Genomic DNA, 14,904 nt, shown 5'->3' on the forward strand with positions numbered 1-14,904 from the left:
CGCACGGCGAGCCTTTTTTTGTTTTCAGAATTTCGCGCAGGTCCAATACAAGATTCAATGACATCTTCATCTCCGGGTTTGCCGTCGCGCAGCCCAGCCTTTATCAAGTTCCTCGAAACGCTGCTCGTTTTCCTTGCCTGCGTGATCGTCTTCGCGGTGTTCAACCGGGAACTGCTGTTCGAGCCCGGCCTGATCCCCAGCTATGACTTCTCGGCCAACGATTTGCTGATTCAGGACGCAAAGCGGTTCGCTCTTTTGCATGGGAACTACAGCAAGATCGGCTTCTTTCATCCGGGGCCGTTTTTCCTGCAGCTGATGGCCACCGTTGAATGGCTGGGCGTCGACGTGATGGGCGTGATCGCGTCACCCATCGGCGCGCATTCGCTCTCGGCCGCGCTGCTGCACGCCGCCTCGATTGCCGCCGTGTACCTGGCGCTGCGCGAGTTGTTCGAATCCCGCCTTTTCGGCGTGGTCGGGGCCGTCGCGACCCTGGCGATCTGCCGGGCGATGATCGACGCGGAACCGGCCTTCTTCACCGGGCTCTGGATGCCCTATCTCTACATGGCGGCATCGATGTTCGTGTTCGCCGCGTGCATCGGCATGACCACCAGCGGCTGGCGGTGGCTGCCCGTGGCCATACTGGGACTGTGCATGCTCGGGCATGGACATGCCAGCTTTGTAGGCCTCGCCCCGATCATGGCGGTGACTGGCGCGGCTGCGTTGTGGGCCCTTCACCGCGGCGGGTGGGCGCCGTTGTCGTTCAAGGCATTGCCGGGCACCGTCGTGGTCGCGTCGGTGGTCGTCGTGGCGCTGTTCGCCCTTCCCATCGTGGCGAACACGATCCTGCATTTCCCGGGAGAGATCCCGAAGTACTTCCGCTTCGCAGGCCAGAACAAGACCGACAGCACCATGGCAAGCCTCGCCTACCTGGGGCGCTTCTTCCAGTTCTCGCTGCTGGCCATCCCCGCGTTTTTGCTGCTGCCCTCGCGGCTCGGCAATCCCCGTACGAAGGCAGCCATCGCCGTTGCATTGGCGACCGGCCTGCCGGCCGCGATCTTCTATGTGCTGCGCGGACTGGACACCGTCGAATACCTCTACCCGCTGTACTGGGCCACGATCTTCGTGGGCGGCTCGGCGGCGATTGCCGTGCTCGGGCTCATCAGGTCCTGCGGCGCGCGCGCGGCCCAGTCGGTGATCGCCGCGATCGTGGGGATCGTGGCCGTCGTGTCCGTGCCCGCTTCTTCGCTCACGCCGCCCCAGGGCCAGCCGCAGGGCGAGTTTCCGGCCGCGCTGGCCGGCGTCCAGGCATCCGCCCCACCGGGCACCTATGCCTGGGTCGACGTGGAAATGGTGAACTTCCAGGTGATCTTCGACATGGCAACCCTGGCCTCGCTGGACAAGCGCCAGGCGCGGCGCAGCTTCTGCATCGTCGCCGAGACCTGGCATTCGATGTACCCGCCTTACCTGCGTTGCGACGCGCAGCGCAATCCCATGTCCGTCAAGCTTCACGCCCGGGACCGGGACAAGTTCCCGTCCGCGACGATCTGCTTCGGGCATACGGCGCTGAGCACGGACGCCCCCGCAGATGCCGAGACGGCGGCGCGATGCAGCTTGGTGAAGTCCGAGGTGACCTATGCCAGCGGATGGGCTGCGACCGGCAGCACCGAAGGCCGCTGGACAGTCGGCAAGGAAGCGGTATTGATGATCCCGTCGGCCGACCTGCCCAAGCGGTTTTCCGTGCGCCTGAAATTCCGCGGATTGGCAGCACCGTCGCTGCCGCCGCAGAACGTCACGATCCTGAATGCCAAGGGCGACACGATCGGGCGGGGGAAAGTGTCCCAAGCCGAACCGACGGACAACCTTCGCGTGGACCTCGAGCGCTCACAGATGCCCGATGGATTGGCGGCCCTGCGCATCCAGGTCGACTCGCCGCACGCACCCGCGCAACTCGGGCTCAGTGCCGACACGCGAGAGCTGGGTGTGTACGTGACGCAAGTCACCGTCATTCGGTAGCCACGCACCCTGTCGATCCGAACACCCGCACATCTTCGCCTTCATGCCCACGAACACCCCTCACCTCGTCGCCACGCGCTACGGCCGCATGCATCTCCTCGGGCGGGATTCCATCGTGTCGGAGTCGCTGGCGCTGTACGGCGAATGGGCCCAGCGGGAGATCGACTTCCTCGCCCATTTCATTGCGCCGGGATCGGCGGTGCTGGACATCGGCGCCTTCATCGGAACGCACACGCTGGCCTTCTCCACGCTGGTGGGCGATCGGGGCACTGTGATCGCGTTCGAGCCGCGCGCCGAGGCCTTCGACCTGCTTGCCCGCAACGTGCAGGACAACCAGCGCACGAACGTGCAGCTGCGCCAGCAAGGCGTCTCCGACGCGCCGGCCAGCATCACGCTGCACCGGATGCCACCCGGCGCGCCGACGAACTTCGCGGGCTTGGCGCTCGACGACGACGGCGGCCCGGCCTCGGGGCCCGCCTACGAGGTGCCGCTCGTGACGGTCGACAGCCTTGCGCTTGCGGCCGTCGGGCTGCTGAAGATCGACGTCGAGGGCATGGAAAGGCAGGTGCTCGATGGCGCGCGCGAGACGATCGCGTCCTTCAAGCCCGCGGTGTTCGCCGAGGCCAACTCGATCGCCGCCGGACTGAAGATCCTCGCGTGGTGCCAGGCCAGCGGCTACGAATGCCTCGGGCACCTGACCGACGCCTTCAATCCGGAGAACTTCAACGGCCAGGCGCACAGCATCTTCGATGGCGGCAAGGAGCTCAACCTCCTGCTGCTGCCGGCCGGGCGGGCGCTGCCCGAGGGCCTGCCGCGCGTGTTCCCGATCGACAACGCGGACGACATCGCGGCTGTGATGCTCCACAAGCCGCAGTACCCCCACGAGGTTTTGAGGCTCGCGAACAGGACCCAGGGGCCGGGCCTTTCCTATCCCTCGCCGGCTGCACAGGCTGCGGCGCAGGCCCGCCTGAAGCTCGAGGGCGAACTGTCCGACCTGCAGGCCGAAGTGCAAGCGGCCCAGGCCACGCAGCGCGCCCAGGCTGCCGCATTGCAGGCCGCGGCGCAGGCCGCGCAGGCGGCTTCGCAGACGCGCGAAAGGCTGCAGGCCGAACTGAAGGCGCTGCAATCCGCGCTCGATGCGGCAGTGGGCCGGACGGGTGCGCTGACGACGCGGTTGACGCAGGCGCTCGAGGCGCAGGGCCGCGTCGGCCTCCAGCTCGCAGACGCCACGAGCGACCTCGTGCACGCGAACGCGTACCTCGATACGCTGAAGAACCAGCACGAAGCGGCGATGGCCGAATTGACCGCCCTTCGCAACAGCCGTTCGTGGAAATTCACCGCGCCCCTGCGCCGGGCGGGCCGCGGGATCCGGGTTCTACGGAACCGTTTCAGGCCCCGCTGACGCGTGTGAGAGGCCGTGCGAGCCCCCACTGCGGGGGGCCGCGCGAGGGCTTTTCCCTCTGGCAATGCCAATAGAATCCTCGCTTTTGCATCTCATCCCGCGAACATGTGTACCGTCGCTGAAACTCCAGTCTTGCAGCCACGGCCCGTCAACCCGTCGCGACGTCCCCGGGACGCCAAGGCCGACCCGTTGCCATGAGCGCCTTGCCACACGTGCCGGATGACGCTGGCACGCCCTCTTCCCCGGCTTCCTCCGCGTCGCCCACCGGCCCCGCGATGGCGGGCCAACGGATCATCGCGGTCGACCTCGATGGAACACTGATCCGTTCGGACCTCCTGGTCGAGAGCGTCTTCCTGCTGCTCCGATACCACCCTCTGCTTTTCGTGAAGGCCCTGTTCTGGGTCCTGAAGGGCAAGGCCTATTTCAAGCGCAGGATCGCCGATGCGGTCTCACCCATCGTCCAGACGCTGCCCTACAACCAGCCGCTCATCGCATGGCTCGAGGCGCAGAAGAAAACCGGCGCGCGCCTCGTGCTGGCGACCGCGTCCGAGACGCGGCTTGCCAGGGAGGTCGCAGCCCACCTGGGCCTCTTCGACGAGGTCCTGGGCACCCAGAACGAGAACCTCGCATCCGCCAACAAGCGCAAGGCGCTGGTCGCGCGCTACGGCGAGCAGGGATTCGAGTACGTCGGCAACTCGTCGGCCGACCTGAACGTGTGGCGCTCCGCGAGCGTCGTGCACGTGGTGAACCCCGAGTTCGGCGTGCTCGCGCGCGCGCGGCGGATGGGGCGCACGGGGCAGGTGTTCGACGACCGCGCCAGCTACCTGCGCGTGCTGCGCAAGGCGCTGCGCCTGCACCAGTGGGCCAAGAACCTGCTGGTGTTCGTGCCCCTGCTGGCCACCCACCAGCTGATGAACCTGGACCTGCTGCTCAACGGCGTGCTGGCATTCGTCTGCTTTGGCATGTGCGCCTCGAGCGTGTACATCCTGAACGACCTGCTCGATTTGAAGGACGACCGGCAACATCGCACCAAGCGCAACCGGCCGCTCGCGGCCGGGACCTTCCCGATGGTGCACGCCATGGTCTGGATGGCGGCGCTGCTCGTGCTGGCATTCGGTCTGGCGCTGCTGTTGCTGCCCTGGCGCTTCGCGCTCGTGCTCGGCGCGTACTACGTGCTCACGCTGGGCTACTCGCTCTGGATCAAGCGCCTGGTGATGCTCGACGTGATCACGCTGGCCATGCTCTACACGGTGCGCGTGATTGCCGGCGCCGCGGCGATCGTCGCGCCGCTGACGTTCTGGATCCTCGCGTTCTGCATGTTCATGTTCCTGAGCCTCGCGTTCGTCAAGCGCTACACCGAGCTCTACGACGCCAAGGAACAGCGCAAGGGCGACGCGGTGCCCGGCCGGGGCTACCAGCTGCAGGATTTCGAACTGCTCGCCTCGCTCGGCGGCTCGTCGGGCTACCTGTCGGTGCTGGTGCTGGCGCTCTACATCAACGACACCTCGGCATTGACCCTGTACGGGCATCCCAAGCTCCTGTGGATGGCCTGCCCGCTGCTCCTGTTCTGGTTGAGCCGGGTCTGGCTGATCGCGCACCGCGGCCAGATGAACGACGACCCCATCGTCTTCGCGCTGCGCGACCGCGTGAGCCAGTTGATCGGCCTTGCGTTCGCAAGCACCTTCATCCTCGCCTCGCTTTGAACGCACGCACCCGCCTGTCCTGGGGAAGGTACCCGCAGCATCCGCAGACGGTCCATCCCGTCCAGTGGCCTTCGGAGGTCGAAGGTGCCGTGGCCGAAGCGCTCACGGCCGGCACCGGCGGCACCCTGGCGTTCGGCATGGGCCGCAGCTATGGCGATTCGTGCATGGCCGCCTCGGACCACGTGGTCGCCACGGCCGGCTTCGACCGGGTGCTCTCGGCAGACTGGAACAGCGGCACGATCGTGGCCCAGCCGGGCCTGACCCTCGGCGCGCTGATCGACATGGCCCTGCCGCGCGGCTGGTTCCTGCCCGTCACGCCAGGCACCAAGTTCGTCACGCTCGGCGGCGCGGTCGCCAACGACGTGCACGGCAAGAACCACCATGTGACAGGCACCTTCGGGCGCCACGTCAGGCGCCTGTCGCTGCTGCGCACCGACGAAGGCGTCGTCGAGTGCTCGCCCGAGGCCAACGCCGAACTGTTCGAGGCGACCGTCGGCGGGCTCGGACTCACCGGCATCGTGCTGGCAGTCGAGCTGCAGTTGCGCCGCGTCGCATCGGCGTATGTCGACCAGTGCGCCATCAAGTTCGGCGGCCTCGACGAATTCTTCGCGTTGTCCGAAGAGCTCGATGCCCGTCACGAATACGCGGTCGCCTGGGTCGACTGCCTGGCGACGGGGCAGCAGGCGGGACGGGGCCATTACATCGTCGGCAACCACGCCACCGACGGGCGGTTGCAGATCGCGCCGCCGCGGCCCAGGAGCATGCCGGTGGACCCGCCCTTCTCGCTGGTCAACGGGCTGACGCTCAAGGCCTTCAACACGCTCTACTACCACCGCCAGCAGAACCAGCGCGTGACGTCGGTCGTCAGCTACGACCCCTTCTTCTATCCGCTGGACGGCCTGCTGCACTGGAACCGCATGTACGGGCGCCGCGGCTTCCAGCAGTACCAGTGCGTCATCCCTCACGCCAACGCCCGCGACGCAATCGGCGCGATGCTCGCGGAAATCGCGCGCAGCGGCAGCGGCTCCTTCCTCGCGGTGCTCAAGCGCTGCGGCGACATCCGCTCGCCGGGGCTGCTCTCCTTTCCCTTGGAGGGCGTTTCGCTCGCGCTCGACTTCGCCCAGCGCGACGCCGCCAACGCCACCCTGTTCGCCCGGCTCGATGCGCTGGTCGACGAGGCGGGCGGGCGCCTCTATCCGGCCAAGGATGCGCACATGGGCGCCGCCCATTTCCAGAAGGCCTATCCCGCGTGGCCCCGCGTCGAGGCGCTTCGCGACCGCCATCTGCAATCCCGCTTCTGGCAGCGGGTCACCCAACAGGGCCTCACCTCATGACGATAAAAAACATCCTGATCATCGGCGCGACCTCTGGCATTGCCGAGGCCGTGGCGCGCCGCTATGCCGCATCGAACTGCAGCTTCGTGCTCGTGGGCAGGGACACGGCCAAGCTCGACGTCATCGCCAGCGACCTCGCGGCGCGCGGCGCGGCGCGTGTCCTTGTGCTGCCGTGGGACGCGAACGACGTGTCGCAGGCCGGCGCAACGATCGCCAGCGCGTGGCAGCAGCTCGGGACGGTGGACCTCGCGCTGATCGCGCACGGCTCGCTGCCCGACCAGGCGCGTGCCGAGGAAGACCTGGCCTACGCCGTCGAACAGTTCCGCCTCAACGGCGAGAGCGCCGTCGTCTGCATGCTGGCGCTCGCCCAGCATTTCCGCAAGCAGGGCAATGGCACGCTCGCGGTGATCGGCTCGGTGGCCGGCGACCGCGGCCGCCCGACCAACTACGTGTACGGCGCCGCCAAGGGCGCTGTGGAAGATTGCGCATCGGGCCTCAGGGCGAGCCTCTTCAAACTGGGCGTGCACCTGCTGCTCATCAAGCCGGGCTTCGTGGCCACGCCGATGACGGCGCACCTGGAACTGCCGGCCGCGCTGACGGCCTCGGCCGACCAGGTGGCGCAGGACATCCAGCGCGCCGTGGCGCGCGGCAGCGACGTGCTCTACACGCGCTGGTTCTGGCGCTGGATCATGCTGATCATCAAGAGCATCCCGACCCTGGTCTTCAAGCGCCTGAGCCTCTGACGCGCACTGCGCACCAAAGACAAATCACGCAAAACGCATGAACAAGAAAATCGTACTGCCCGGCGGCGCCGGCCTCGTGGGCCAGAACCTGGTGGCGCGGCTGCGCGCCCGCGGCTACACGGACATCGTCGTGCTCGACAAGCACGAGCACAACCTCGCCGTTCTGCGCAAGACGCAGGACGGCATCACCGTGGAACATGCCGACCTCGCCCAGCCCGGCGCCTGGCAACGGCACTTCGAAGGCGCGCACACCGTCGTCATGCTGCAGGCCCAGATCGGCGGCATCGACTACAAGGAGTTCGAGGACAACAACGTGTCCTCGACCGAGCTCATCCTCCAAGCAATCCGCAAGAACAGGATTCCCCAGCTGGTCCACATCAGCTCGTCGGTGGTGGAGTCGGTGGCGGACGATTTCTACACGCGCAGCAAGAAGGAGCAGGAGCGCATCGTGCGCGAGAGCGGCATCGAATGCCCGATCCTGCGCCCCACGCTGATGTTCGGCTGGTTCGACCGCAAGCACCTGGGCTGGCTGTCGCGCTTCATGGCGCGCATGCCCGTGTTCCCGATTCCCGGCAACGGCAAGTTCATGCGCCAGCCGCTGTACGTGGGCGACTTCTGCAACGTGATCATCAGCTGCATCGAGAACGACGTGCGCACCGGCATCTTCAACATCACGGGTCATGAGCAGGTCGACTACATCGACATCATTCGCGAGATCAAGCGCGTGACGAAGGCCAGGGCGCACATCGTGAAGATCCCCTACGGCCTCTTCTATGCGCTGCTGTGGGTGTGGTCGCTCTTCGACCGCAACCCGCCCTTCACCACGCAGCAGCTGCAGGCGCTGGTGGCGCGCGACGAATTCGAGGTCATCGACTGGCCCGGCATCTTCGGCGTGCGCAGCACGCCCTTCGCCGAGGCGATCGAGGAAACCTTCAACCACCCGGTCTACAGCCAGGTTGCATTGGAGTTCTGAATGACGGCGCCTTCCACTTCGATCTCCACGACCACCCCGACTTCAGCCACGCCGTCCCAGCGCATCGCGGTGCTCGGCGCCGGGCCCATGGGCCTGGCGGTGGCGTATCAACTGACGCTCGAAGGCCATCGCCCCGTGGTCTTCGAGGCCGACGACCGCGTGGGTGGCATGACGGCCGCGTTCGACTTCAGCGGATTGAAGATCGAGCGCTACTACCACTTCCATTGCATCTCCGACGCGGCCTTCCTGCAGGTGCTGGACGAGTTGGGCCTGGGCTCCAAGATGAACTGGGTCGCCACGAAGATGGGCTACTGGTACCAGAACCGCCTGCAGGCCTGGGGCAACCCAGTGGCGCTGCTGCGCTTCAAGGGCCTGGGCCTCGTTGCCAAGTTCCGCTACGGCCTGCACGCCTTTCTCTCCACCAAGCGCAACGACTGGAAGCCGCTGGACCGCCAGGACGCCACGCAGTGGATCAAGCGCTGGGTCGGCGCCGAGGCCTACGAGGTGCTCTGGCGGCGCCTCTTCGACTACAAGTTCTACGACTACAGTTCGAACCTCTCGGCCGCCTGGATCTGGAGCCGCATCCGGCGCATCGGGCGCTCGCGCTACAGCCTCTTCAAGGAAAAGCTGGGCTACCTGGAAGGCGGCTCGCAGACGCTGCTCGATGCGATGAAGAACGCCATCGAAAGCAAGGGCGGCGAGATCCGCCTGTCGTCGCCGGCCTCCAAGGTCGTGATCGAAGCGGGCGTGGTCAAGGGCGTGCAAACCGCGGCCGGCATGGAAGCCTTCGACAAGGTGATCAGCACGGTGCCGCTGCCTTACGTGCCGCGCCTCATGCCCGACCTGCCGCCCGATGTGCTTGCGTCCTTCGCGGCCCTCAAGAACATCGCGGTGGTCTGCGTGATCGCCAAGCTGCGCAAGCCGCTGACCGAGAATTTCTGGCTCAACATCAACGACCCCGAAATGGACATCCCGGGCCTCGTGGAATACAGCAACCTGCGGCCCCTGAGCCCGCACGTGCTGTACGTGCCGTTCTACATGCCGGGCGAACACCCCAAGTTCCAGGACGCCGACGAGGTGTTCCTGGCCAAGGTGCGCGCCTACTGCATGAAGATCAACCCGAGCCTCGCGGTGGACGATTTCGTCGACATGCGCGCGAGCCGCTACCGCTACGCGCAGCCGATCTGCGACCCCGGCTATCTCGACCACCTGCCGCCGGCCGCGCTGCCGGTCAAGGGCCTGTGGGTGGCCGACACGTCGTACTACTATCCCGAGGACCGCGGCATTTCGGAGAGCATCGGATTCGGCCGCCAGCTGGCGACCTCCGCGGCCCTCGACACGCTGCAGACCGCCCACGCCGCGTGAGAAGCCTGACGTGGTGATTCCCCAGTTCCTGCGCTTCCTGGTCGCCGGCGGCATCGCGGCGGCGGCCAACTACGGATCGCGCTTCGTCTTCAGCATCTGGCTGAGCTACAGCACGGCGATCGTGCTGGCCTACCTGGTGGGCATGATCGTCGCGTTCGCGCTCATGCGGCACCACGTCTTCGACGCCAAGGCCGGCGACCTGCGCGCGCAGGTCGCGAAGTTCGTCGTGGTGAATGTCTTCGCAGTGCTGCAGACGCTCGCCATCAGCCTGGTGCTGGTGCATTGGGTGTTCCCGGCCTTCGGCGTCGTGAACCATGCCGAAGCCATCGCGCACCTCGTGGGGGTGTTGGTGCCAGCGGTCACGAGCTACTTCGGGCACCGGATGCTGACGTTCAAATGAACCTCGGCAATGCCCGGCGCTCCCTCTGGCCGACCGTTGCCTGCGTCGGAGTCTTCCTCGGCCTGATCGCCGGACTCGTGGCGTCCGAGATTCCCTCCGTCCAGACGGTGGCGAACGCCAAGCCGTATGTGCTGTTTGCAGTAGCGCTCGCGGGCGTGGCCATCCTAGGCGCATGGCGGCGCGCGAACCCCGCCGCGCTTTTGCTGGCGCTGTTCGCCATCCTGTCCGTCCAGTTCTTCGAGCTGTCTGCGGTCGTCGCGGTGCCCGCCTTCTTTCTGGCTTCCGCCGTCGTGGGACGAAGGATCGCGCGGCGCTTCGGCGTGGACGACTTGCTCCTCGCCACGTTCATCGGCATCTTCGTTCTGACGGGCCTCGTCGGCTGGACGCTTCCTTACAAGATCCACACGCGCTTCGTCTACACGGTCCTGCTGGCGGGGCTGCTCTGGCTGGAGCGCGACGCGGCGCGCGAGGTGGTGGTCGTGACATGGCGCGGCTGCGTCCAGGCCCTCACTGGATCGAAGACCGCGACAGGTCTTGCCCTAGTCGTCGCCATCGCGTCGCTGTCCGTCGCCTGGCGGCCGAACGTCTTTTTCGACGACCTCGCCTATCACTCGATGCTGCCGGCGCAGTTGATCCACCTGGGCTTCTACCGCTTCGACGTGGCCACGCAGGTCTGGGCGGTCGCACCGTGGGCCTCCGACATCGTCCATGGCGTGGTGAGCGTGCTGGCCAACACGGAATCCCGCGGCGCCGTCAACGTCGGATGGTTCTGGCTCGCCTGCTGTGCGCTGTGGCGGTTCGGCGCGCTCATCGGCCTGAACGACAAGTGGAAGTGGCTGGGCATTGCCCTCTATGCGAGCCAGCCCTACATCAGCGGCCTCTTCGGAACCGCGCAGGTGGAGAACGAACTCGTTCCCCTCACGCTGGCGCTGGCCATCCTCTGCGTGCGGATCTGCAGGGACAAGGACGCGAACGCGATCTACGCGCTCGTGATCCTGGCCGGGCTGTTCGCCGCGCTGAAGGCGTCGCAAGCCCTGGTGATAGCGCCCCTGGTTCTTGTCTGTGCGCCCGCGTTCCTCAGGGCCGAGCCGCGCAAGCTGCTGATCGCTGTGGCCATCGCACTCGTCTTCGGCAGTTCGAGCTACGTCTATGCCTGGGTTCTCACCGGCAATCCGCTGCTGCCTCTGCTGAACGCCTATTTCAAGTCGCCGTTCTTCCCGGCCACGAATTTCCACGACATGCGCTGGTCGCAAGGCTTGAGTTGGCGCAGCGTATGGGACCTCACGTTCGCGACGCAAAAGTACCAGGAGGTCGAGGCCGGCGGTGCGGGGCTTTCGGTACTGGCGCTGAGTGTCCCGTTGCTCGCGACGCTGGCCCTTCCGGCGCTGCGCCGCACGACGCTCTGGCTGCTGCTCGCGCTGGTGGGCATGTTCGCGGCGATCCAGTACCTGCGCTACATCGCGCCCTTGCTGGTCGTCTCGATTCCGATCGCGCTGTTCGCCGTCCACAGATACGTGGCGCCGAAGGTTGCGGAGGGCGCCATCGTCCTCCTGGTTGCCGCCAACCTGGTGCTCATTCCGGCATCGATCTACCTGCCCCGGGAGGGGCTGCTTCATGCGCAGTTGCGTTCCCTGGTCAAGAAGTCGAAGGGGGACGCGAACGAGCAGATTCTGCGAACCTTTGCCTTCGAGGCTGTCGCCGCTGCACACCTGCTGAAGAATCCCGACGCCAAGGCCGTCTTCCTTGCCGACAAGGAGCGCCCCTTCACGGCGCCGTTCGCGGGCCGCGCCTTCGCGCAGAGCTGGTACGACACCTACTTTTCGACGGCGGGCACCGAGGCGGACGCTGATCTCACCGGCGAACGCTGGAAGCAGCTGCTTTCGCTCAACGGCATCGGCTTCGTGCTCGCGAAGAACGATCCGGCCGCTCGACCCGCGCTGAACGCCGTGCTGCTTGCCGAGGCGGTGCCGGAGCTGGTGGGCCCGACCCATACGCTCTATTGCCTGTGCAAGCCGCAGCCGCCGGCGACCGGCGATACGCTGTACAAGACCCGGGACCTGAGTGCCCGGCTCCGACTGTTCTGAAAGCCATGCGGCAACTGGTCCTCTTCGGCGTGATCGGCGTGACGCAGCTCGTCGCCGACACGATCATCTTCTACCTGCTGCTCAAGCTGTCGGTCACGCCGTGGATCGCGAACGCGATCTCGCGGTTTCTCGCGCTTCTGCTGGGGTTCGCGCTGAACGGTGCAATCACGTTCAGGCAGCCCGACAACACCGCATCGACCTCAAAGAAGAGCTTCGTCAGGCTGCTGGTCCTATGGCTGGCCCTGACCTTCGTGAGCTCCGAGCTGGTCACGCTGGCGAGCCACCACGTCTCGGACCATCGATTGCTGGCGGCCAAGCTCGGCGTCGAACTCGTGCTGGCCTTCGTCTCGTTCTTCATTTCAAAGACCTGGGTTTACCGATGACGCCAACACCGAACATCGCCCCCTCGCGCGCCATCGCGGTCGTCATCCCGTGCTACCGGTCGGGCGAACTGGCGCTGGAAGTCATCCAGCGCGTCGGGCCGGAGGTCGGCTGGATCTTCGTCGTCGACGACTGCTGCCCGGTCCAGACCGGCCGGACGGTGCTCGAACACAGCACCGATCCGCGGGTCACCGTTCTCTTCCACGCCGAGAACCAGGGCGTGGGCGGCGCCGTGATCACGGGCTACAACGCGGCCCTGAAGACGGAGGCCTCGGTCATCGTCAAGATCGACGGCGACGGGCAGATGGCGCCGGAGCGCATCCCGCAGTTGTGCAGCCCGATCCTTTCGGGGCAGGCGGACTACGTGAAGGGCAACCGGTTCCACATCGCCGGCGGGGTCGCCGCAATGCCGCCGCTTCGCCTGATCGGCAACGTCGCGCTCTCGTTCATCACCAAGGCGTCGAGCGGGTACTGGCAGCTGTTCGATCCGACCAACGGGTATACCGCGATCCACACGCGGGTGCTGGCCGAACTGGACACCGAAAAGATCGCGAAGCGCTACTTCTTCGAGTCCGACATGCTGTTCCGGCTGAACCTGCTGCGGGCGGTCGTCTCCGAGATGCCGATGAAGGCGGCCTACGATGGCGAGCCCTCGAGCCTGAGCCCGATGAAGGTGATCGCGCCATTCCTCAAGGGCAACACGCGCAACTTCTTCAAGCGCGTGCTCTACCGTTACTTCGTCTCGGATTTTTCGCTCGCCTCGCTCGAACTCCTGTTCGCAGTGCCGCTGCTGGCGTTCGGCATCATCTACGGCGCCGAGCATCTGCTGTCGAACCGCATCAGCGGCGGCGTGGCCTCCGCGGGCACGGTGATGGCATCGGCCCTGCCGATCATCCTGGGATTCCAGCTGCTGCTGTCCTGGCTCAACTACGACGTGTCGGGCCAGCCGACGCAGGCATTGCACCTGCAGTTGCCGCCGCTGGACGGTGCGCAGCAGGCGCAGCGCCCGCAGGCGCCGCATTGATCGATCAGTCGAACAGCGCGGCGTTCGCCAGCAGCGACGCCGCGGCGTCCTTGCCCGACAACTGCGGCTCGACGCCGGTCGCGGGCCATTCAATGGCCAGCTGCGGGTCGTTCCAGACAATGGCGCGCTCGTGGGTAGGCGCGTAGTAGTCGGTGGTCTTGTAGAGGAATTCCGCGGTCTCGCTCAATACCAGGAAGCCGTGCGCGAATCCGGCCGGCACCCAGAGCTGCTTGTGGTTGTCTTCGTTCAGCTCGACACCCACCCATTGGCCGAAGGTCGGCGACGACTTGCGGATGTCGACGGCCACGTCGAACACCGCACCGCGCACCACCCGCACGAGCTTGCCTTGTGGTTGCTGGATCTGGTAGTGCAGCCCGCGCAGCACGCCTTTGACTGAGCGCGAATGGTTGTCCTGCACGAAGTCAACGTGCTTGCCGACGGCCTCGTCGAAGGCCTTCTGGTTGAAACTCTCGAAGAAGAAGCCCCGTGCATCGCCGAACACCTTCGGCTCGATCACGATCACCTCAGGGATCGCAGTAGGCGTGGCTTTCATGAGCGCACCTCGTCGTTCAGCAGGTGCTTGAGGTACTTGCCGTAGCCGCTCTTCTCCAGCGGTGCGGCGAGCTTGGTGAGCTGCTCGGTCGTGATGAAGCCATTGCGCCAAGCGATCTCTTCGGGACACGCGATCTTCAGACCCTGCCGATGCTCCAGCGTGGCGATGAATTGCCCTGCTTCCAGCAGGCTGTCGTGCGTGCCGGTATCGAGCCATGCATAGCCGCGCTGCATGATCTGCACGTTCAACTGGTCGAGATCCAGGTACGCCTGGTTGACCGCCGTGATTTCAAGTTCGCCGCGCGGACTCGGCTTCACGGCCTTGGCGATATCGACGACCTGGTTGTCGTAGAAGTAAAGCCCAGTCACCGCGTAGTTGCTCTTCGGCTTCAATGGCTTTTCTTCGATGCTGCTGGCCTTGCCCTTGGCATCGAACGCCACCACGCCATAGCGCTCCGGGTCCTGCACGTGGTACGCGAACACCGTCGCGCCCGACGTCTTGGCATCCGCATCGGCCAGCAGATGGGCAAGGTCATGCCCATAAAAAATGTTGTCCCCCAGCACCAACGCGCTCGGGTCATTCCCCACGAACTTGTCCCCGATGATGAACGCCTGCGCCAGCCCGTCCGGGCTCGGCTGCACTGCGTACTGCAGGTTGATGCCCCACTGGCTGCCATCGCCCAGCAGTTGCTGGAAGCGCGGCGTGTCCTGCGGCGTGCTGATGATCAGGATGTCGCGCATGCCGCCCAGCATCAGCGTGCTCAGCGGGTAATAGATCATCGGCTTGTCGTACACCGGCAGCAGCTGCTTGCTCATGGCGAGCGTCGCGGGGTGCAGGCGGGTGCCCGAGCCGCCGGCGAGGATGATGCCCTTGCGTTGCGTCGTCTTGGTCATGGGATGTTCGTGTCTCTTGTCTTGCTCGGGTCTTGC

13 protein-coding genes are annotated in these 14,904 nt (G+C 66.0%); 11 read left to right on the top strand and 2 right to left on the bottom strand.

Going from position 1 to position 14,904, the window contains the following annotated elements:
* Positions 1 to 57 precede the first annotated feature (57 nt).
* The 11 genes from ACZYRS_RS29370 (at position 58) to ACZYRS_RS29420 (ending at position 13,422) form a co-directional block, all read left to right on the top strand.
* Positions 58 to 2,013, top strand: coding sequence for a hypothetical protein (locus tag ACZYRS_RS29370; protein ID WP_463422028.1), 1,956 nt, complete (start codon positions 58 to 60; stop codon positions 2,011 to 2,013).
* Positions 2,014 to 2,056: 43 nt separating this feature from the next.
* A complete protein-coding gene (locus ACZYRS_RS29375; protein WP_463422029.1) occupies positions 2,057 to 3,415 on the top strand; it encodes an FkbM family methyltransferase in 1,359 nt (452 codons plus the stop codon).
* A 275-nt stretch (positions 3,416 to 3,690) separates the two neighbouring features.
* Positions 3,691 to 5,118 (top strand): UbiA family prenyltransferase, encoded by a 1,428-nt coding sequence (locus ACZYRS_RS29380; protein ID WP_463422555.1) that lies wholly within the window; start codon positions 3,691 to 3,693, stop codon positions 5,116 to 5,118.
* Positions 5,115 to 6,452 carry an FAD-binding protein gene (locus ACZYRS_RS29385; RefSeq protein WP_463422030.1) on the top strand — a complete coding sequence of 446 codons (1,338 nt, stop codon included), beginning with the start codon at positions 5,115 to 5,117 and terminating at the stop codon, positions 6,450 to 6,452. Before ACZYRS_RS29380 ends, ACZYRS_RS29385 begins: the two co-directional genes overlap by 4 nt.
* The gene (locus tag ACZYRS_RS29390; protein ID WP_463422031.1) at positions 6,449 to 7,195 is read left to right on the top strand and encodes an SDR family oxidoreductase; all 747 of its coding nucleotides are present in this window, start codon (positions 6,449 to 6,451) and stop codon (positions 7,193 to 7,195) included. The genes ACZYRS_RS29385 and ACZYRS_RS29390 overlap by 4 nt, the downstream gene beginning before the upstream one ends.
* 37 nt (positions 7,196 to 7,232) lie before the next feature.
* Positions 7,233 to 8,168, top strand: coding sequence for an NAD-dependent epimerase/dehydratase family protein (locus ACZYRS_RS29395; RefSeq protein ID WP_463422032.1), 936 nt, complete (start codon positions 7,233 to 7,235; stop codon positions 8,166 to 8,168).
* On the top strand, positions 8,169 to 9,533 hold the full coding sequence (locus tag ACZYRS_RS29400) for an NAD(P)/FAD-dependent oxidoreductase (RefSeq protein WP_463422033.1): 1,365 nt from the start codon (positions 8,169 to 8,171) through the stop codon (positions 9,531 to 9,533).
* A 10-nt stretch (positions 9,534 to 9,543) separates the two neighbouring features.
* The gene (locus ACZYRS_RS29405) at positions 9,544 to 9,933 is read left to right on the top strand and encodes a GtrA family protein (protein WP_463422034.1); all 390 of its coding nucleotides are present in this window, start codon (positions 9,544 to 9,546) and stop codon (positions 9,931 to 9,933) included.
* Positions 9,930 to 12,017, top strand: a complete 2,088-nt coding sequence (locus ACZYRS_RS29410) for a hypothetical protein (protein WP_463422035.1) — start codon at positions 9,930 to 9,932, stop codon at positions 12,015 to 12,017. Before ACZYRS_RS29405 ends, ACZYRS_RS29410 begins: the two co-directional genes overlap by 4 nt.
* Positions 12,018 to 12,022: 5 nt before the next feature.
* A complete protein-coding gene (locus ACZYRS_RS29415) occupies positions 12,023 to 12,400 on the top strand; it encodes a GtrA family protein (RefSeq protein WP_463422036.1) in 378 nt (125 codons plus the stop codon).
* Positions 12,397 to 13,422 carry a glycosyltransferase family 2 protein gene (locus ACZYRS_RS29420; protein ID WP_463422037.1) on the top strand — a complete coding sequence of 342 codons (1,026 nt, stop codon included), beginning with the start codon at positions 12,397 to 12,399 and terminating at the stop codon, positions 13,420 to 13,422. Before ACZYRS_RS29415 ends, ACZYRS_RS29420 begins: the two co-directional genes overlap by 4 nt.
* Positions 13,423 to 13,426: 4 nt before the next feature.
* Here the strand turns inward: ACZYRS_RS29420 and rfbC are convergent, their stop codons facing one another.
* Positions 13,427 to 13,975 (bottom strand): dTDP-4-dehydrorhamnose 3,5-epimerase, encoded by a 549-nt coding sequence (gene rfbC / locus ACZYRS_RS29425; RefSeq protein WP_463422038.1) that lies wholly within the window; start codon positions 13,973 to 13,975, stop codon positions 13,427 to 13,429.
* On the bottom strand, positions 13,972 to 14,868 hold the full coding sequence (gene rfbA, locus ACZYRS_RS29430) for a glucose-1-phosphate thymidylyltransferase RfbA (protein WP_463422039.1): 897 nt from the start codon (positions 14,866 to 14,868) through the stop codon (positions 13,972 to 13,974). Before rfbA ends, rfbC begins: the two co-directional genes overlap by 4 nt.
* Positions 14,869 to 14,904 lie beyond the last annotated feature (36 nt).

The sequence above is a fragment of the Variovorax sp. AC194 genome (genome assembly GCF_979257995.1).